18 protein-coding genes and 1 pseudogene are annotated in these 18,610 nt (G+C 73.7%); 9 read left to right on the top strand and 10 right to left on the bottom strand.

Translation table 11 applies throughout. From position 1 onward, the window contains the following. Positions 1-85: 85 nt before the first annotated feature. A complete protein-coding gene (aroF, locus tag VK501_RS06915) occupies positions 86-1,105 on the bottom strand; it encodes a 3-deoxy-7-phosphoheptulonate synthase (RefSeq protein WP_324335990.1) in 1,020 nt (339 codons plus the stop codon). 70 nt (positions 1,106-1,175) lie between these two features. Between aroF and VK501_RS06920 the strand changes: the two genes are divergently transcribed. From VK501_RS06920 to VK501_RS06925, 3 genes and pseudogenes are all read left to right on the top strand, one after another. Next, positions 1,176-1,736, top strand: a complete 561-nt coding sequence (locus VK501_RS06920) for a hypothetical protein (RefSeq protein WP_324335992.1) — start codon at positions 1,176-1,178, stop codon at positions 1,734-1,736. Beyond that, positions 1,733-1,888, top strand: a pseudogene (locus VK501_RS28730) (DUF1275 family protein); the annotation flags it as partial. The gene VK501_RS06920 and the pseudogene VK501_RS28730, both read left to right, overlap by 4 nt. 4 nt (positions 1,889-1,892) lie before the next feature. Continuing rightward, entirely contained in the window at positions 1,893-2,039 is a 147-nt protein-coding gene (locus VK501_RS06925; protein ID WP_324335994.1) for a hypothetical protein, read from the top strand. Positions 2,040-2,108: 69 nt separating this feature from the next. Here VK501_RS06925 and VK501_RS06930 read toward each other — a convergent pair whose 3' ends face one another. The 5 genes from VK501_RS06930 to VK501_RS06950 form a co-directional block, all read right to left on the bottom strand. After that, positions 2,109-2,996 (bottom strand): MYG1 family protein, encoded by an 888-nt coding sequence (locus tag VK501_RS06930; protein ID WP_324335996.1) that lies wholly within the window; start codon positions 2,994-2,996, stop codon positions 2,109-2,111. 28 nt (positions 2,997-3,024) lie between these two features. Continuing rightward, positions 3,025-3,927, bottom strand: a complete 903-nt coding sequence (locus tag VK501_RS06935; protein WP_324335999.1) for a sugar phosphate isomerase/epimerase — start codon at positions 3,925-3,927, stop codon at positions 3,025-3,027. A 172-nt stretch (positions 3,928-4,099) separates the two neighbouring features. Next, positions 4,100-6,073 (bottom strand): ABC-F family ATP-binding cassette domain-containing protein, encoded by a 1,974-nt coding sequence (locus VK501_RS06940; RefSeq protein ID WP_324336001.1) that lies wholly within the window; start codon positions 6,071-6,073, stop codon positions 4,100-4,102. Between the two features lie 57 nt (positions 6,074-6,130). Then, positions 6,131-7,351, bottom strand: coding sequence for a D-alanyl-D-alanine carboxypeptidase/D-alanyl-D-alanine-endopeptidase (locus VK501_RS06945; protein WP_324336003.1), 1,221 nt, complete (start codon positions 7,349-7,351; stop codon positions 6,131-6,133). Positions 7,352-7,390: 39 nt separating this feature from the next. Beyond that, on the bottom strand, positions 7,391-8,122 hold the full coding sequence (locus tag VK501_RS06950) for an enoyl-CoA hydratase/isomerase family protein (RefSeq protein WP_324336005.1): 732 nt from the start codon (positions 8,120-8,122) through the stop codon (positions 7,391-7,393). Positions 8,123-8,150: 28 nt separating this feature from the next. On the opposite strand from VK501_RS06950, the gene VK501_RS06955 reads away from it, so the two are divergent. The 4 genes from VK501_RS06955 (at position 8,151) to VK501_RS06970 (ending at position 12,617) form a co-directional block, all read left to right on the top strand. Beyond that, positions 8,151-8,420, top strand: a complete 270-nt coding sequence (locus VK501_RS06955) for a hypothetical protein (RefSeq protein WP_324336007.1) — start codon at positions 8,151-8,153, stop codon at positions 8,418-8,420. Positions 8,421-8,525: 105 nt separating this feature from the next. Next, positions 8,526-9,293 carry a crotonase/enoyl-CoA hydratase family protein gene (locus tag VK501_RS06960; RefSeq protein WP_324336009.1) on the top strand — a complete coding sequence of 256 codons (768 nt, stop codon included), beginning with the start codon at positions 8,526-8,528 and terminating at the stop codon, positions 9,291-9,293. A 78-nt stretch (positions 9,294-9,371) separates the two neighbouring features. After that, a complete protein-coding gene (locus VK501_RS06965; RefSeq protein WP_324336011.1) occupies positions 9,372-11,354 on the top strand; it encodes an SDR family oxidoreductase in 1,983 nt (660 codons plus the stop codon). A gap of 36 nt (positions 11,355-11,390) precedes the next feature. Next, positions 11,391-12,617, top strand: coding sequence for an MFS transporter (locus VK501_RS06970; protein WP_324336013.1), 1,227 nt, complete (start codon positions 11,391-11,393; stop codon positions 12,615-12,617). On the opposite strand, the gene VK501_RS06975 is transcribed toward VK501_RS06970, so the two are convergent. Continuing rightward, complete coding sequence (locus tag VK501_RS06975) at positions 12,614-13,144, bottom strand: PadR family transcriptional regulator (protein WP_324336015.1); 531 nt, start codon at positions 13,142-13,144, stop codon at positions 12,614-12,616. The genes VK501_RS06970 and VK501_RS06975 overlap by 4 nt on opposite strands. A gap of 30 nt (positions 13,145-13,174) precedes the next feature. Here VK501_RS06975 and VK501_RS06980 point away from each other — a divergent pair, with 30 nt between their 5' ends. Beyond that, positions 13,175-14,602, top strand: coding sequence for a carotenoid oxygenase family protein (locus VK501_RS06980; protein WP_324336017.1), 1,428 nt, complete (start codon positions 13,175-13,177; stop codon positions 14,600-14,602). On the opposite strand, the gene VK501_RS06985 is transcribed toward VK501_RS06980, so the two are convergent. After that, positions 14,589-15,272, bottom strand: a complete 684-nt coding sequence (locus VK501_RS06985) for an ArsR/SmtB family transcription factor (RefSeq protein WP_324336019.1) — start codon at positions 15,270-15,272, stop codon at positions 14,589-14,591. The two genes, VK501_RS06980 and VK501_RS06985, sit on opposite strands and share 14 nt — an antisense overlap. A gap of 625 nt (positions 15,273-15,897) precedes the next feature. On the opposite strand from VK501_RS06985, the gene VK501_RS06990 reads away from it, so the two are divergent. After that, entirely contained in the window at positions 15,898-16,818 is a 921-nt protein-coding gene (locus VK501_RS06990) for a histone deacetylase (RefSeq protein ID WP_324336021.1), read from the top strand. A gap of 88 nt (positions 16,819-16,906) precedes the next feature. On the opposite strand, the gene VK501_RS06995 is transcribed toward VK501_RS06990, so the two are convergent. Together VK501_RS06995 and VK501_RS07000 are read right to left on the bottom strand one after the other, a co-directional pair. Then, entirely contained in the window at positions 16,907-17,752 is an 846-nt protein-coding gene (locus VK501_RS06995) for a nuclear transport factor 2 family protein (RefSeq protein ID WP_324336023.1), read from the bottom strand. Continuing rightward, on the bottom strand, positions 17,749-18,591 hold the full coding sequence (locus VK501_RS07000) for a phosphohydrolase (protein ID WP_324336025.1): 843 nt from the start codon (positions 18,589-18,591) through the stop codon (positions 17,749-17,751). Before VK501_RS07000 ends, VK501_RS06995 begins: the two co-directional genes overlap by 4 nt. Positions 18,592-18,610: the final 19 nt, after the last annotated feature.

An 18,610-nucleotide genomic window follows, 5' to 3' on the forward strand; every position in this document is an offset into this window, starting at 1 on the left:
TCCGGGGAGGAAGGGGTCCGGCCCATCGTGCACCTTCAAGTGCACTTGAAGTCAAGGAGCGCCGTCCGGACGGCGCGGGCGCCGGTCAGGCCGCCGCGGCCTGCGCCACGCGCCGGATGCGCGTGGTGAAGTCCCCCAGCGTGTCGAGCGTGATCGCCTGCGGCCCGTCGCAGCGCGCCTGCGACGGGTTGGGGTGGCACTCGACGATGAGCCCGTCGGCGCCGCACGCCGCCGCGGCCAGCGCGAGCGGCTCGACCAGCGCCCGCCGCCCCGCCGCGTGCGACGGATCGACGATCACCGGCAGGTGCGTGTGCTCCTTGAGCACGGTGACCGCGGCGAGGTCCAGGCACGACCGGGCCGGCGTGGCCTTGGCGTGGATGCCCCGCTCGCACAGCACGACGCGCGGGTTGCCCTCGGTGAGGATGTACTCGGCCGCGAGCAGGAAGTCGTCGATCGAGGCGCCCATCCCGCGCTTGAGCAGGACCGGGAGGCCGGCGCGGCCGAGCTCGGTCAGCAGCGGGAAGTGCTGCATGTTGCGGGCGCCGACCTGCACGCAGTCGGCGTACTCGACGACCGCGTCGATGTCGCGCAGGTCGGTCAGCTCGGTCACCACGGGCAGGCCGGTGCGCTCGCGAGCCTCGGCCAGGATCTTCAGGCCGTCGACCCCCAGTCCCTGGAAGGCGTAGGGGCTGGTCCGCGGCTTGAACGCGCCGCCGCGCAGCAGGTCGGCCCCGGCCGCGAGGCAGGCGTCGGCGGCCGCCAGCATCTGCTCGGGCGACTCGACCGCGCACGGACCGAGGATCATCCGGAACTCGGCATCCGGGCCGCCGAAGGCGACGCCGCCGACCTGCACCGCGTGCGGCAGGTCGCCGTGGCGGTGGCGATGCGCCAGCTTGTAGGGCGAGGACACCGGCACGACGCGGTCGACTCCGGGATCGGCGTCGAGCTCGAGGCTCGCCAGGTGGTCGCGGTCGCCGTCGATGACGCCGATGACCGTCTGCTCGGCGCCCACGACGCGCTGGGCGCCGGCGCCGGTGGCGAGGATGCGGTTGACGACGGCGTCGATCTCCGGAGCCGACGCGTCCGGATGGAAGATGACGAGCATGGCGGCACGGTCGCACACTGGTGCCCGCGACGGCGCCTGGCCCCGCAGGGACCCGTCGTACCATCTGGCCATGACGACCAAGGCCGCGTTCAACGCCGAGGAATGGACCGCCGTCACGACCGCGCCAGTCCTCACGGGGATGCTCGTGATGGCCGCCGACCGCGGCGGCTCCGTGCGCGAGTCCGTGGGGATCTCCCGCGCGTACGCCACCGCCCGCGCCGGGTCGCCCGGCGACCTGCTGAAGGAGATCCTCGTCACACCGCCGACGCTGGACCGCGCCACCGTCCCGAAGGACGCCGAGGGCCTGCTGACCCTGGCGTCCGCGAAGCTCCGCCAGGCCGTCCGCGCGCTCGATCGCCTCGCCTCCGACGACGAGGTCGTGGAGTACAAGCGATTCGTGTACGCCTTGGCCGAGACCGTCGCGCGCGCCCACCGCGAGGGCGGCTTCCTCGGCATCGGCGGCACCGAGATCAGTGAGCAGGAGCAGAAGGCGCTCGACGCGGTCGCCGCGATCTTCGACGAGCCGCCCGCGACGCGGGAGGAGCCGGCGCCGGAGCCGGCGGCCGAGGCACCGCCGGAGCCGGAGCCCGAGCCGGCGGCCAGCGACGGCGAGTCGCCGCCGCGCCCGTGACGGCCAGCCCGCCGCCGCGCCCGCTGATCTGGGTCCTGCTCGGGCTCACGTTCACGACCGGCCTGATCGACGCCGTCAGCTACCTCGGGCTGGGCCACGTGTTCACGGCGAACATGACCGGCAACGTGGTGCTCCTCGGCTTCGGCATCGCGGACGATGCTCACGGGTGCGCTCGCCGGCGCGCTGCTGCTGGAGGCCGACCTGTGGATCCCGCTGGCCGCGATCGCCGCCGGCTCCACCGTGCTGGCGTGGGTCGCCCGCGGCGTCGGCGCCCCGGCGGTGCCCCGGAGCGTGGGTCCCTAACCCGCCGCGGGTTTCGCCCCCTGGGCGAACACCCGCAGGGGAACACTGGCCCTCCGGGCCAGTGTTCCCCTAATCCCGCGCGTCGATCGCCAGCGTCGCGAGCGCGGTGATGCCCTCGCGGGTCTGCGCCGAGGCGTAGAAGCGCGCGGTGTGGCAGAAGATCGCGCCCTCGACGCCGGTGACCGCGGCGAGCTCGTCGCCCGTGAGTCCCGCCCACTGCGCGGGCAGGTCCTTGCGGTTGTCGAACGCGCCGAGCGCCTTCGGGACCGCCTGCATCCCCCAGCCGTCGGTCTTGGGATAGACGACGAAGAGCGCGTCGGGCGCGGTGGTCACGACCGCCTCGCGCCACGGCATGTTGCGGTCCAGCTCGATGATGCGCGGGTCGTCGGCGCGGCCGATCGCGGCGTGGACGAGGTCGTGGGCCCGGCGGAACGCCGCCGAGCCGGCGAGCTCGCCCTCGAGGATGCGCGTGGCGAGCGCGACGGCCGCGCCGAAGCGCGCGTCCTCCTCGGCGCTCGTGAGCGACTCGTCCCACGCCGGGTTCATCGCCGCGATCACGCCGCTGACGGTCATCGGCCGCACGCCGGCGACGAGCGACTCGGTGATCGTCTGGCCCGTGTCGTTGGCGTCGACGCCCTGGACGAGGCGCTCATCGATCGCCGCGGCGGCGTCGGCGCTGCCGGCCAGCCGCTCGCCGTAGGCTCGCCAGGCCAGGCCGAAGCTCGCGTAGCGGATGCCGTTGGGGCGCTCGCCCGCGCCGCCCTTCTGATGGTGGTCGAAGTCGCCGGTCGCCGGATCCGAGCGGCCGCCGACGTCGACGCGGACGTCGGCCGCCGCGTGCAGCGCCTCGTCGCGCGTGCGGAGGATCTCCAGCGGACCGTCGGCCACGAGGCCGATCACGGCGATCGCGAAGACGTCGTCGGCGTGGAAGTTGCCGGGATGGGTGGCCACCTTCATGGCCCTCCACGTTACGCAGCCGGCTGCGTCACGCCGCTGCCGGCAACGCCGGCGCACGCTGCAGCAGCGCGGTGGTGCCGGACGCGAGCGTCCCCGGCACCGCACCGTGGGAGCGCTCGACCTCGAGCATGAGCGGCGCGCGGTGCGCGGCGATCATCGGGGCCAGGCGGTCCCACGGCAGGCATCCGGCGCCGGGCGGGAGGTGAAGGTCCAGCTTGAGCGGATCGACCCCGGGGGCGCTGAGGTCGTGGCGCCGCGCGCCGAGGTTGTCGTGCACGTGGAAGAGCACCACGTCGTCCAGGACGGCGCGCACCGCCCGCTCGGCGCTCTCGCCGCGCAGGCTCGCCGTGATGTGCGCGTGGCCGAGGTCCAGCAGCATGCCCATCGCCGGCGAGTCCAGCCGGCGGACCAGGTCGCGGACGGCGAGCGGGTCGTGGCACACCCGCGGCGGGATCGGCGGCACCGGGTACATCGGCGCGAGGTTCTCGATGGCGAACACGACGCCGAGCGCCTCGGCGCGGGCGGCGAAGCGCTGCAGCGAGCGCTCCTCGGCGGCCAGGCGCTCGTCCAGGCGCGCCGCCGCGCTGGAGCCCTCCGCCATCGGGAAGTTGCGCCCGTGGTAGACGACCAGCTCTGCGCCCGCTTCGGCCGCGTAGCCCATCAACCCGTCGAAGGCCCGGTCGTGCTCGAGCGTCCCGGCGGAGAGGTCGTCGGGACCGTGGAGAAGGAGCCGCAGGCCGCACGGCGAGAGGGCGGCGCGCAGCGCACGTGCGTGGCGGCGGCAGCGCTCCCGGTCGGCCAGCATCGGGCGCGGCGGTGTGTGGACCTGGACCCACGCGAAGCCCGCTGCCTCGTAGGACTGCAGCAGCGGGGTGGTGGGCCATTGGTCTCGATGGACGTTGAGGCCGAGGCGGGCGCCGAGCTCGGTCATCACCCGCCGCAGGTTGGCGGTCGACCGATCCGGGGATGTGACCGGTCGGTGATGCGGCGGTGAACAGGCCGTGAAGGCCCCCGCCTGGGAGCGTAGGTCCCTAACCCGCCGCGGGTTTCGCCCCCTGGGCGAACACCCGCAAGGGAACCTGGCCCTCTGGGCCAGCGTTCCCCTACGCCTCGGTCTTCTCGAGGTGCTCCTCGAGCGCGGCGTAGGCATCGTCGACCGCGCGCTTGGCGGCGGTGTGGCGCGCCGTCGACTTCGCCGACTCGTACTGCGTGGCCCAGGCCTCGGGCGCGGCCAGCTCGACCTCGAGCGCCGACAGCGCCTCCTCGGCGGCCTCGACCGCCTTCTCCAGCCTGCCCGTCTCGCGCACGGCGTTCTTGGACTGCGCGGCCGCCGGCGCCGCGGGGGCGGCCTTCGGCAACCCGTTGGCCTTGGCCTTGGCGCCGTTGCCGTTGGCCGCCGCCTTCGCCTTGGGCGGGGCCGCGGCCTTCTTGGGTGGCGGACCCATCGGGTCCTCCCCCGCGGCCTTGCGGTCGTCGCGGATCCGCGCGTACTCGGCCCAGCCGCCGAGGTAGGAGCGCAGCGTCCGGTGCTCCAGCGCGACGGTGCGGTGGCCCACCGCGTCCAGCAGCGCCCGATCGTGGGTCACCAGCAGCAGCGCGCCCTCGAAGGACTTCAGGGCGTCCTCGAGCGCCTCGCGCGATTCCAGGTCGAGGTGGTTGGTCGGCTCGTCGAGGATCAGGACGTTGGCGCCCTGGCTGAGCAGGATCGCCAGCGCCAGGCGCTTGCGCTCGCCGCCGCTCAGGCCGTCCAGTGGCTTGTCGGCCTCCTCGCCGCTGAACAGGAACTTGCCCAGCAGCGACCGCGTCTGGTTGGGGTTCAGGCCCGTGCGCTTGCCCGCCGCCTCGGCGACGGTGCGCGCGGTGCCCAGGCCCTCCAGCTCGGAGTCGTGCTGGCTCAAGTACCCCACCTTGAGGTTGTGGCCGGTGCGCAGCTTGCCGTCGTCGAGCGGGCGGCGCCCGGCCAGCGCCTCGATGAGCGTGGTCTTGCCGGTCCCGTTCGGTCCGACGAGCGAGACGTGCTCGCCGCGCTCCAGCCAGATCTCGGCACCCTCGAGCAGCAGCTTGCGCTTGGGCGCGTCGCCGACCTCCAGCCGCCCGTCCTCGAGCTCGAAGATGACGCGGCCGGTGCGCTCGGGCTTGGCGAACTGGAAGCCCATCTCGCGCGTGTCGCGCGGGTCGCGGGTGATGCGCTCGACCTTGTCGAGGGCCTTGACGCGCGACTGCGCCTGCTTGGCCTTGCTCGCCTTGGCCCGGAAGCGCTCGATGAAGCCCTCCATCCGCGCGATCTCGGCCTGCTGCTTCTCGATCGCCCGGCCGAGTGCCAGCTCGCGCGCCGCCTGCTCGCGGCGCCACGCGTGCCAGGTGCCCTTGAAGTACCGCGAGCGACCGGCCTCCAGCTCGAGGACCGCGGTGCCGACGGCCTCCAGGAACCAGCGGTCGTGGGCCACGAGGACGATGGCGCAGTCCAGCGACGTCAGCGTCTGCTCCAGCCACTCCAGCGATTCGATGTCGAGGTGGTTGGTCGGCTCGTCGAGGAGCAGGAGGTCGGCCTCGACGGCGAGCGCGCGTGCCAGCGAGGCGCGCGTCAGCTGGCCGCCGGAGAACGTGTCGAGCTTGCGGTCCAGCGCGTCGTCGGTGAAGGCCAGGCCGTGGAGGTAGTTGTTGGCCCGCTCGCGCCAGCCGTAGCCGCCGGCGGCCTCGAAGCGCGCGTAGACGTCGGAGTAGCGGACCATGGCGGCCTCGTCGCCGTCGGCCATCTTCTGCTCCAGGACGCCGAGCTCGGCCTCGAGCTCGAGCTGCTCCCGGCAGGCCGAGAGCACGTAGTCGCGCAGCGTGATGTCGCGGTCGCGCGGCGGGCGCTGGTCGTGCAGCGCGACGCGGACGCCCTTCTGGAAGACGATCTCGCCGCCGTCGATCCCCGTCTCGCCCGACAGCATCCGCAGCAGCGTCGTCTTGCCCGACCCGTTGCGCCCGGCGATGGTCAGCCGGTCACGACGCTCGAGCTTGAACGAGACCCCCTGCATGAGGGGCTCGCCTGCCATGTCCTTGGAGAGGTCTGATGCGATGACGACGGCCACGTCCGCACATGGTAGGTCTGCGGGAGGTGCCGCCGCCTCTCCCTCGGACGGCGCGGCTCAGCGGCCGGCGGGGCCACCGGCGAGCCGCTGCACCATCGCGTCCTCGGCCGCCTTGGCGGCCGCCTGGCTGCCGACGTGGTCGCGCAGGATCGCGAAGACCAGCGTGCGACCGCCGACGCGGCACCAGCCGGCCAGCGCGCTCACGCGCGTCTGGGGCAGCGACCCGGTCTTCGCGCGGCAGACGCGGTGCGCCTTGCCGCGGGTCATGCGCGTCGCCAGCGTGCCGTCGACGCCGGCGACCGGCAGCGATGCGGCGAACGCCGCGTTGGTGCGCATCCGCCGGACGTAGCGGGCCAGCTGCCGGGCCGAGCCGCGCGTGCGGGTGTCGACCCCCGAGCCGTCGACCGGCGAGAGCGTCGCGCCCAGGTGCTTGGCGTGCGCGGCGGCGAGCGCGGCGCCCGCGGCGGTCGAGCCCGGACCGGTGCCCGCGGCAGCGGACAGGTCCTTGGCGAGCGTCTCGGCGTAGAAGTCGTCGGAGACCTTGTTGGTGGCCTTGACCACGGCGGTGATGGGCGTCGACACGCGGCCGACGACCACCGCGCCGGGCGGCGTGGCGCCGGCGCGCGGCGTCCCCCGGACGACGATGCCGCGGGCCTCGAGCACGTCGTCGAACCGGAAGGCGGCGGCGCGCGCGGGATCGGGCTGCAGCGGGCCGTTGGGCGCCTGGCGGCCGCGGGCGTAGGTCAGCGCGCCAAGCGAGCCCTGCAGCTCGAGGTCGAACGCACCGCTGGTGGCCGGGCCGCCGCGCAGCGCGTCGAACCGCGTCTCGTCGCCGACCACCGAGCCGGAGATCGCGGTGACGCCGAGCGCCTGGACGGCGTCGGCGAGGCGGGCGAGCTGCGGTTCGTCCAGCGTCGGATCGCCGCCGCCGCGCAGCACGAGGTCGCCGTTGAGCGTTCCCGCGGTGACGCCCGCGGCGGTGACGACCTCGGTCGCCAGCGCGGTGCTCGGGCCGAGCGCGTCGAGGGCGGCACCCGTCGTCAGCAGCTTGGCCGTGGAGCCCAGCGGCGCGACACGGTCGGGCTTCGAGGCGGCCAGCGTCTTGCCACCGGCGCCGTCGAGCACGACGAAGCCACCGCGCCCGCCCGCCCCGCCGGCGAGGCGGGTGAGGTCGGAGGTCAGCGTGCGGTCGGGGCTCGTGGCCGCCGACGCGGGCGCCGCGGCGATCGCGGTGGCGAGCGCGGCAGCGGTCAGCAGGACGGTGTGGGGCAGGCGCATCGGCGATCGCTCCCAGGGGTGCCTTAGCGACACGGTCTCCTAACCCCGGCGGACGCCGCCGTAGGGCAGGCCGCCGCCCACGCGCTGGAACTCGACGATCTCGGCGTTCTCGCGCGACACGCGCTCCTTCGTGTCCTCGTACTCGCGGAACAGCTGCTTGAGGTGGCGCAGGCCCTCGGGCGGGTGGACGGCGAGCTCCCGGGCCAGCGCGATCGCGGCGGCCTCGGCGCCGGCGGCGGGCGCGCGGCGCGCCAGCAGGCCGAGCGCGTCGGCCTCGTCGGGGCCGACGACCCGGCCCGTGAAGATGAGCTCGCGCGCCTTGGAGAGCCCGATCAGCGGGACGAGCCGCGCCGGGCCGACCGGCACGCCGAGCCGGGCGCCCGGGAACACGAGCTTGAGGTTGTCGCCGCCGACGCGCAGGTCGCAGCCCACCGCCAGCTCCGCGCCCGCGCCGACCACGTTGCCGACGCACACCGCGATCGTCGGAGCCGGGAACGCCTCGACGGCCGCGTACAGCGCCGTGAACCGCTCCATCCGCGCGACGCCGCCCGCGCGGTCGAGCTCCTCGGAGACGTCGGCGCCGGCGCACAGCGCGCGCTCGCTGGTCGTCGAGACGACCAGCGCGCGGAGACCGGCGTCGCCGGCCAGCTCCCGCAGCGCACCGTCCAGCTCCTCCAGAAGCGCGGTGTCCATGGCGTTGCGCACCTCCGGGCGGTCGAGGCGCAGCACCTCGATCCCGTCGTCCAGCCGCTCGCGCGTGAGTGCTCCCATGCGCCGCATTCAATACGATGCCCTGGCGATGCGCCGCCTGACCACGACCCTGTTGCTGACGATCTGGCTCCTGGCCCTCATGGTGCCGGTCGCGCTGGCCCAGAACTCCGGCGAGGGCACCTTCGGCGAGACGACCGACAAGGACGTCACGAACGCCGGCTTCATCCTGATCGCCGCGTTCCCGGCCTTCATCCTCGTCATGTCGCTGCTCCAGTACTCCCTGGACAAGCGCAAGGAGCGCAAGAAGAAGGCCATCAAGGCCGCCGGCGGCGACCGTCGCTGGCAGGGTGGCTGGTAGGGCCATCGCCCAGAGGGCGATGGCCTTGCGGGAGATCGCCCAGGGGGCGATTCCCGCGAGCCACGAGCGCCGTCGGGCGTCGTCGTGATCTCGTAGGGTCGGCCCATGTCCGACCCTGTGCGCTACGAGCGCGTCGGCGCCGCCGCCGTCGTCACGATCGACCGGCCCGAGCGGCGCAACGCCGTCGACGGCCCCACGGCGGAGGCCCTGCACGCCGCCTACGTGCGCTTCGAGGCCGACGACGCGGCGCGGGTCATGGTGCTCACCGGCGCGGGTGGCGTCGCGTTCTGCGCCGGAGCCGACCTGAAGGCCGTCGACACCTACGCCGGGCGCCTCGGCCTCGCCGGCGGCCCGATGGGCTTCACGCGCCTGACGCCCAGCAAGCCGACGATCGCCGCCATCGACGGCTGGTGCCTGGCCGGCGGCTTCGAGCTCGCGCTGTGGTGCGACCTGCGGATCGCGACGGCGCCGTCGATGTTCGGCTGCCCTGAGCGCCGCTGGGGCGTGCCGCTGATCGACGGCGGCACGCAGCGGCTGCCGCGCATCGTCGGCCTCGGCCGCGCGCTGGACCTGATCCTCACCGGGCGCCTCGTGGACACTGACGAGGCGCGCGAGATGGGCCTTCTGACCGAGGTGGTGCCCGCCGGCCAGGCGCTCGCCCGCGCGCTGGAGATGGCCGAGGGCCTCGCCTCGTTCCCCCAGGAGACGATGCTCGCCGACCGCCGAGCGGCGATCGAGGGCGTCGGCCTGCCGCTCGCCGAGGGGCTCGCCCTCGAGGCGCAGGCCGGCCCGGCCGTCTTCGCCGACGCCCAGGCCGGCGCCGCCCGCTTCGCCGGCGGCGAGGGCCGCGGCGGCGCCGGCGCCGGCGTCTGACCACGGACCGTGGCGTCGCCCCCTCGCCGTGCGGATAGGATCGCCCGGTCCCGCTGGAGGAGCTGAGGAGAGAGCTGCATGGCGTATTTCGTGACCGGAGCGACGGGCTTCATCGGCCGCCACCTCGTGGAGGAGCTGCTGCGCAACCGCACCGGCGACGTGTACGTGTTGGTCCGCGACAGCTCGCGTGAGCGCCTCGACGAGCTGATCGCCCGCTGGCCCGGCGCCGATCGGGTCCACCCCGTCGTCGGCGACCTCACGCAGCCCGACCTCGGCGTCGACCAGGCGTGGATCGACGAGCACCGCGGCCAGATCGACCACTTCTTCCACCTCGCGGCGATCTACGACATGACCGCCGACGAGGAGCGCAACGAGCGCCTCAACGTCGAGGGCACGCGCCACGCGGTCGACCTCGCCAACGCGCTGCAGGCCGGCATCCTGCACCACACGTCGTCGGTCGCCGCCGCCGGCTCGCACAAGGGCCTGTTCCGCGAGGACATGTTCGACGAGGGCCAGAAGCTCCCGACCGCCTACCACCGCACGAAGTTCGAGTCGGAGAAGATCGCCCGCGAGGACGCGACCGTCCCCTTCCGGATCTACCGCCCCGCCGTCGTCGTCGGCCACTCCGAGACCGGCGTGATGGACAAGGTCGACGGCCCCTACTACTTCTTCAAGGCGCTCCAGAAGATCCGCGGCTGGCTGCCCGAGTGGGCGCCGCTGATCGGCCCGGAGCTCGGCTACACCAACGTCGTCCCGGTGGACTACGTCGCCAAGGCGATGGACCACATCGCGCACGCCGACGGCCTCGACGGCCAGGCGTTCCACCTCGCCCACCCCAAGGGCCAGCGCTCCGGCGACGTGCTCAACGCGTTCGCCCGCGCCGGCCACGCGCCGCACATGGCGATGCGGATCGACAAGAAGCTGCTCGACATGCTGCCCAAGGGCACGCTGTCGATGGTGATGAAGCTGCCGGCGCTCAAGGGCGTCCGCGACTCGATCCTCAAGGACTTCGGGATCCCGCCCGAGGTCGTCGGGCACGTCGGCTTCACGTGCCAGTTCGACACGCGCGACACCGAGCGCGCGCTGGCCGACGCCGACATCACGGTCCCCGAGCTGGAGACCTACTCCGAGAAGCTCTGGGACTACTGGGAGCGCACGCTGGACCCGGACCTCTACAAGGACCGGTCGTTCGAGTACTCCGTCAACGGCAAGACCGTGGTCATCACCGGCGCGTCGTCGGGCATCGGCCTGTCGGCCGCGATGAAGATCGCCAAGGCCGGCGGCATCCCGATCCTCGTCGCGCGCTCGATGGACAAGCTCGAGGCCGCCAAGGCGGAGATCGAGCGCGCCGGCGGCACCGCCTACGCCTACAGCGCCGACCTCTCGGCGCTGGACTCGATCGACGACCTCTGCGCGCGCCTGCTGGCCGACCACGCGTCGATCGACATGCTGGTCAACAACGCGGGCCGCTCGATCCGCCGCTCGATCGCGCTGAGCCAGGACCGCTTCCACGACTTCGAGCGCACCGTCCAGCTCAACTACCTCGGCACGATCAAGCTGACGATGGGCCTGCTCCCGCACATGCGCGAGCGCCGGTTCGGCCACATCGTCAACGTGTCGTCGATCGGCGTGCAGACCAGCCCGCCCCGGTTCAGCGCCTACGTGGCCAGCAAGGCCGCGCTGGACGCGTGGACACGTGTCGCGTCGTCGGAGCTCATCGGCGACAACATCACCTTCACGACGATCCACATGCCCTTGGTGCGCACGCCGATGATCGCGCCGACCAAGATCTATGACTCGTTCCCGACGATCTCGCCCGACGAGGCCGGCGACATCATCTGCGAGGCGATCCGGTCCAAGCCGAAGCAGATCAACACGCGCCTGGGGACGTTCGGCGAGGTGCTGTACGCCGTCGCGCCGAAGGCCGTCGACCAGATCCTGCACATGGCCTACAAGGTGTTCCCGGACTCCGCGGCGGCCAAGGGCGAGAAGGACCCCGACGAGAAGGCCTCGGTCGAGCAGATCGCGATGGCCAACATCATGCGCGGCGTCCACTGGTAGCCAGCCTCGCTGTAGAAACCCGCTACACCTATAGGGGTGACGCCACTGCGCACCCGCAACTACCGCCTGTACTTCTCCGGCCAGCTCATCTCGGTGCCGGGGACGTGGCTGCAGACGGTGGCGCAGGCGTGGCTCGTGCTCCAGCTGACCTCCAGCGGCAGCGCGCTGGGCATCACGGTGGCGCTGCAGGCCCTGCCGGTGCTGGTGCTCGGGCCGTGGGCCGGATCGGTCGCCGACGCGATCGACAAGCGGCGGCTCCTGCTGTTCACCCAAGCCTTCCAGGGCGCGCTGGCCCTCGTGCTCGGCGTTCTGACGATCGCGAACGTCGTGGAGCTGTGGATGGTGTGGGTGCTGGCGCTCGGCCTGGGCGTGGCGCGCGCGATCGACGTCCCGACCCGCCAGGCGTTCGTCTCCGAGCTGGTCGACGACGCGGCGCTGCCGCGGGCGATCAGCATCAACTCGACGGTCGCGGCCGCCGCGCGCATGGTCGGCCCGGCGGCGGGCGGCACGATCATCGCCGCGTTCGGCGTCGGCGCCTGCTTCGTCATCAACGGCGCGTCGTTCGCCGCGCCACTGCTCGGCCTGATGCTCATGGACCCGCGGACGCTGCACCGCCCGGACACGCCGCCGGCGCGGACGCCGCGCGCCGTCCGGGCGGGGCTCTCCTACGTCCAGGGCCGCCGGGACCTGCTGATCCCGCTGTTGATGATGGTGCTGGTGGGCACGCTGGCCTACGAGTTCCAGGTGACGATCCCGCTCATGGCCCATGAGGCGTTCGGCCTCGGCGCGCGGGGCTTCGGGCTGCTGTACGCGGCGATGGGCGCCGGCGCGGTGGCCGCAGGACTGACGCTCGCCGGCCGCGTGGCGCCGCGGGTGCGCACGATCGCCATCGCGTCGCTGGCGTTCGCCGTGACCCTCGGCGCCGCGGCCGTGAGCCCGGGGCCGATCACGGCCGCGATCTGCCTGGCGCTGGCCGGCGCCGCGAGCGTCGTCTTCTCCTCGACCACCAACGCCACGCTCCAGCTGCGCGCCGATCCGGCGATGCGCGGCCGCGTCGTCGCCCTCTACATCGTCGCGTTCATGGGCTCCACGCCGATCGGCGGGCCGCTCGTCGGGCTGATCGGCCAGCTCGCCGGCCCGCGCGCCGCGCTGGGCGCGGGCGCCGTCGGCTGCCTGGCCGCCGCCGCGCTCGCGCTCGCCTACAGCGAGCGGTCGCGGCGCCGCGCGCCGGCCCGGGTGACGGCGGCGACGCTGGCGCGTTAGCGCGCGGGCGCCGGCCGGTCCTCGAGGCCCTCCCACAGGCCGACCATCGCCCGCTCGAAGGCGATGCCGAAGTCCAGCGCCCGCAGCTGCCCGGGCGTCAGCAGCGCGAGCACCTCGGCGCGCAGCGCCTCGTACTCGGCGAGCTTGGCGCGGTGCACGGTGAGCTGATGGTCGGCCACGGTGCCGGGGTCGGCGTCGAAGAACAGCTTCAGGACCCCGGCGTCGCGCAGCTCCGGCAGGTCGTCGGGCGCCTCGTGGCGCCACGCCTGCACGGCGGCGCGCCCGCGGTCGGTGATCGCGTAGAAGCGCCGGCGGCGGCCGGCCGCCTCGCGCCGCTCGGTCACGTAGCCGCCCGCCGCGAGGCGCTCGGGCTCGCGATAGACCTGCGCGTGCGGCGTCGGCCAGAAGTTGTCCACGCTGACGGCCAGTCGCTGCTTGATGTCGTAGGGCGTCATCTCGTCCTCGGGGGAGCCGTCGAGCAGCCCGAGGACGATGTAGGAGGTCGGCGACAGCTTCAGGTCTTGCAACGGTCTCTTTCGGACGGTACGGTTGGCACCATGAGCATCGTATCCGGCACGAGGACCGATCAACGGCTCGGCTTCGCCGACCAGACCGAGGAGGTCCGCGTGGCGGCGCTCGCGGTCTCCGGCGAGGTTCCCGCCTGGCTCACCGGCGGCCTGGTGCGCGTCACGCCGGCGCAGATGGACTTCGAGCGCCGCAGCGTCACGCACTGGTTCGACGGCATGGCGATGCTCAACCGCTTCGGGTTCGACGGCGGCGCCGTCTCCTACGCCAGCCGCTTCCTCGACACCGACGCCCGCCGCGCGGCGCTGGCCTCCGGCGGCGCGGCGATCAACGGCTTCGCCACCGATCCGTGCCGCACGCTGTTCCAGCGCGTGCAGTCGACGTTCCGCCCGGACCTGACCGACAACGCCAACGTCAACCTCACGCGCCTGGGCGACGAGTACCTCGCGATGACCGAGACGCCGATCCCGGTGCGCTTCGATCCCGAGACGCTCGAGACCCTCGGCCACGACCAGGGCGCCGCGGCGTTCGGCCAGCTGACGACCGCCCACCCCCACCACGATCCCGAGCGCGGCGAGCTCGTGAACTTCGCGGCGCACCTCGGGCGCAAGAGCGAGTACCGCGTCTACGCGCGACGCTCGTCGACCGAGAGCCGCACGCTCGCGACGATGCCGGTGCGCGAGCCGGCGTACATGCACTCCTTCGCGCTCACGCCGCGCTTCGCCGTGCTGCTGGAGAACCCGTTCACGGTCAACCCGCTGCGGCTCGCGTTCGGCGGCCGCTCGTTCATCCACAACTACCGGTGGAAGCCCGAGCTGGGCGTGCGCATCCACGCGTTCAGTCGCGCGACCGGCGCGCTGCACCGCTCGTGGACCGCCGATCCGTTCTTCGTGTTCCACACCATCAACGCGTTCGAGGACGGCGGCGACCTCGTCGTGGACCTCTGCGCCCACGCCGACGCCTCGATCATCGACCTGCTGAACCTCGACGGCCTGCGCGCCGGGACCAACGCGCCGCAGGAGGCACAGCCGCTGCGCCTGACGCTGCCGCTGGCCGGCGGCGCGGTCGGGTCGCGCCGGCTGGCCGACGTCGACCTCGAGCTGCCGCGCATCGACTACCGCCGCCGCAACGGGCGCGACTACCGCTACGCCTACGGCGTCAGCTCGGGCGGCTCGCCGTTCCTCAAGAGCCTCGTCAAGCTCGACGTCACCGACGGCACCCACGTCGTCTGGGACGAGCCGAACGCGTGGGCGGGCGAGCCGGTCTTCGTGCCGCGGGTGGGTGGGGATGGGCCCGACGGAGAGGACGACGGCGTGGTGCTGTCGGTCGTGCTCGACGCCGCGGCCGGCCGGTCGTTCCTCCTGGTGCTCGACGCGCAGACCTTCCAGGAGATCGCACGCGCCGAGGCGCCGCACCACATCCCGTTCGGGTTCCACGGCCAGTACTTCAGCGCGGCGTAGCGCCGGCCGCCCGCAGCAGCGCGTCGCCGGCGCGGGTGCGCCCGTAGAGCACATGGCGCCCCTCGCGCCGGCCGGCGACCAGGCCGGCGCGCCGCAGGACGCCGAGGTGCGCGGAGACGCCGGCGGGACTGGCGCGCAGGCGCTGGGCGAGCTCTTGGGTGGAGCTCGGGCGGCCCAGCGCCGCCAGGATCGTCGCCCGCCGGGCGCCGAGGAGGTCGTCCAGCGCGCCGGCGTCGTCGCGCCGCGGCGCCCAGAGGTCGGCGAGGCCACGGGGCGCGTAGACGATCGCCGGCTGCCACGGCGGATCGTTCATGGGCCAGACGTCCGGCCAGGCGAACGCCGCCGGGACGAGCAGCAGCCCGCGGCCGCCGAGGTCGACGTCGTTGTCGGTGCGCGAGTGGACCTCGACCGCGCCGTCGTGCCAGACGACCGTGTCGTGGAGGTCGGCGAAGGCCGCCGACGGACCCTCGGCGGCCAGCCGCCGGCCGCGGTGGGCGACCTCGGATTCGACCATCGCGAGGATCGCCTCCCAGCGCGGGGCGAGGACCGCGTCCCACCAGGCGCGCATCTGGGCGACGAGGCGCCCCAGACCGCGCCCGGGATCGTCGAGGAGCAGCTGCGCCGCGGGCGGGAGGCCGCCTGGATAAGCGCGGTGCAGCTCCGACGCCACCTGGGCGGGGTGGGTTTCCAGAACTCGGCGAAGCTCAGCCTCCAGTTGAGCCTGAGGCTCGCGCGGCGGCGGACTCACGAAATCGGGGTAGGGGCCGGCGGCGTTGTGCGCAGCGCATCCGGGTGGCGCCGGCGCCGGTGGCGTTCCGCGCAGCGCATCCGGGGCCGCGCCGACGCTGGTCTGCGGCAGCGACGAGAGCGAGCGCCCTGGGGCGGCGCCACCGCCGGCGGGCGTCCGCCGGCGCCTCGGCGCGTCGAGGGACGACTGAACCGCCTATATCCCGGTTCAGTCGTCCCTCGACGCTCGCACGCCCAGGGTGGGCCCGAACGCCGCGGCCCCACCGCGCGCAACAGGCCCACCCCCGGCCCCACGCCAGGGTGGGCCCGAACACCGCGGCCCCACCGCGCCCAACAGGCCCACCCCCGGCCACCGACGCCCACGGACGCCCGACGCCGCCCGGCCCTCCCCCACTCTCGCTCTCGTCATCGCCAACAGACCACGCCTCACAGCTCGACCACGATCCGCGCTGAACACCCCACCCCCACCATCGAGGGACGACTCAACCGCGCTATGCGCGGTTCAGTCGTCCCTCGATGTCCCCGCCCCCGCGTACCGTCCTCCACACATGCGCGCGTGGTCACACAGTCGCCTGACGTTCCCGCTCGGCGCCCGGACGCGGTATCCGCTGTCGAAGTACGCGCTGCTGCGGGCGCGGTTGGTGGCCGAGGGCACGGTCGGAGAGATCGGTGAGCCGGTCGCGCTCCCGTGGTCGGCGGTGCAGCGGACGCACGACCCCGCGTTCGTCGCGCGGATGCGCAGCGGCGCGCTCACGGCGCGTGAGCAGCGGGTGCTCGGCCTTCCGTGGTCGGCACGGCTGGTGGCGCGTACGCTCGCCGGCCTCCAGGGGACGATCGGCGCGGCGCACGACGCGCTGGCCCATGGCGTCGGCGCGATGCTGGGCGGCGGGACGCACCACGCGGGCCATGCGACGGCGCGGGGGTACTGCATGTTCAACGACGTCGCGATCGCCACCGGCGAGCTGCGGCGCGCCGGCGTCGCGCGCCGCGTGCTGGTCGTGGACTGCGACGTCCACCAGGGCGACGGCACCGCCGAGCTCCTCGGCCCCGACCCCGAGGCGTTCACGGTCAGCCTGCAGTGCGAGCGCAACTATCCGTTCACCCGCATCCCGAGCGACCTCGACGTCGAGCTGCCCGCCGGCACCGCCGACGACGACTACCTCCAGGCCCTCGACCGCGCGCTCGACGAGGCCCTCGCCCGCTTCCCCGCCCCCGACATGGTGTTCTACGTCGCCGGCGCCGACCCGTGGGAGGGCGACGCGCTCGGCCGCCTCGCCCTCACCAAGGACGGCCTGCGCGCCCGCGACGAGCTCGTCCTCGGCCGCCTCGCCGGCGCGGGCCTGCCGACCGCCGTCACGCTCGCCGGCGGCTACGCGCCCGACGTCCGCGACACCGTCGACATCCACGCGCAGACGATCGCGGTCGCCGCCCTGGCTCAGGAGAACCTTCGCACGACCTCCTCCGCGTAGAACCCCAGGAACTCCTCCTGGTCCGGGCCATGCCCGTCACCCGGCGCCGCGAGGCTTCAGTCTGGGGGCCGCCCGTCACCGACCCGGCTCACCCCTCGGCCGACAGCTCCTCGGCGTAGGCCAGGTACTCCTCCGCCTTGGCAGTCATCCGCACCAGCCCGTAGGTGTCGAGCACCGCCCGCGGCAGCTCGGTCGCGCCGGCGGCGCGCAGCCGGCGCATCAGCTCGGCGACCTCCTCGGGCGGCACCTCGTCCAGCGTCCGCGGGCCGAGCTCGCGCACGCGGACCTCGGCCGTCCCGGCCGGGCGCAGCACCTCGGCACCGTCGTCGAAGTCGATCGCGCCGGCCTGCCGCAGCCGGAACGCCGCGCCCGACAGCGGCGCCCGCGCGATCGACGTCAGCGCCTTGCCGCCGCTGGCCTTCAGGTACAGGCGGTAGGCGCGATCGGCGAGGACGGGTCCCTCGGCGTGCACGATCTCCAGCAGCACCGGCCCGATCGCCTCCCGGCCGGCGCGGCGCGGGTCGGGCACGGCGTGCGGCGCCCACGCGGTGTACGGCTCGAGATCGAGCTGCACGGCGCCCTTGCGCGCCGCGCCCCCGCCGGCGGCGGGGAACAGCCCGTTGACCTGCCGCGCGATCCGCTCGCCCCGCACGAAGATCGCGCCGTAGGCCTTGATCTCCTCGCCCGCCTGCTCGACGACCACCTGGAAGCTGACGAGATCCTCGGTCTCGGCGACGTTCAGCACCTCGCCGAACCGTGGCCGCCCTGCGACGTAGGCGGTGAAGTGCTCGCGCAGGGCGGCCTTGCCGCGCACCGTGCGGTCGAAGCGCACCAGCACGGCGTCCTCGTGGTAGAGCCCGACGAGCGCATCGACGTCGCCGGCCTCGATGAGCCGACGCTGGCGGTCGAAGAGCTCACGTGGCGTGGTCGTCATAGGCGGAAGACCGGCACCAGTCGCTGTTCGTGCTCGGCGTCGATCCGCGCGACGACCTCGAGGTGCTCGGCCAGCGGCGTGCCGCGCAGCTTGGTGCCGAGCCCCTCGTCGACCTGGTAGATCCCCGCGCTGTTGTTCATCTCGATCTCGACGCGCACGGCCTTCTCGCGCCCGGGCAGGATCTTCACCGACTCGATCGCGTAGGACGAGAGCGAGTGGATGTTGGGCAGCAGCTGCTCGAACGGGACGCGGGACCGGCCCTTGGCCATGTCGAGCGCGTCGGCGACGCGGACGATCGCACCCTCGATCGTGAACGGCTGGCCCTTGGTCCGGTGGCTGATGATCCCGTGCGACGCCTCGGCCACCACGACCGACCGCACCGGGTCGTCGTAGATGCCCCTCAGCAGCGTGGGGAGCTTGTCGGCGGTGAGGAAGAGCGAGAAGCGCTCGTGGTCCTCGCGCTGGATGGACATCCCGACGCAGTGGAAGAGCGACGCGGCGGCGATGACGACCTCCGCGTCGCGCTCGGTCAGGCCGTGGTCGGTGACGACCGAGGGAACGATCCCGCGCTTGAACAGCAGGCGCGACAGGCGCAGCGCGATGTTCGTGACGATCTGGATGTGAACCCATGAGTGGTCCGACATGCCGAGGCGCTGGGCGTTGACGCCGGCGACGTGCCACCACGCCTTGACCTGCTCGTCGGCGTTGACCGCGTCGACGAGCTGCTGGAGCTTGCGGTTGCCGCGCGACGGCAGCCGGATGTGCGCTGCGTCGATCCGCTCCTGAAGGCTCTGCGGCGGCTCCGCGGCCGGCTCGGGCGGCGGTTCGATCTCGCTCACGTCGCGGACCCTACCGCGG

It is taken from the genome of Baekduia sp., assembly GCF_035318805.1.
In the GTDB taxonomy this organism is placed as follows: domain Bacteria; phylum Actinomycetota; class Thermoleophilia; order Solirubrobacterales; family Solirubrobacteraceae; genus Baekduia.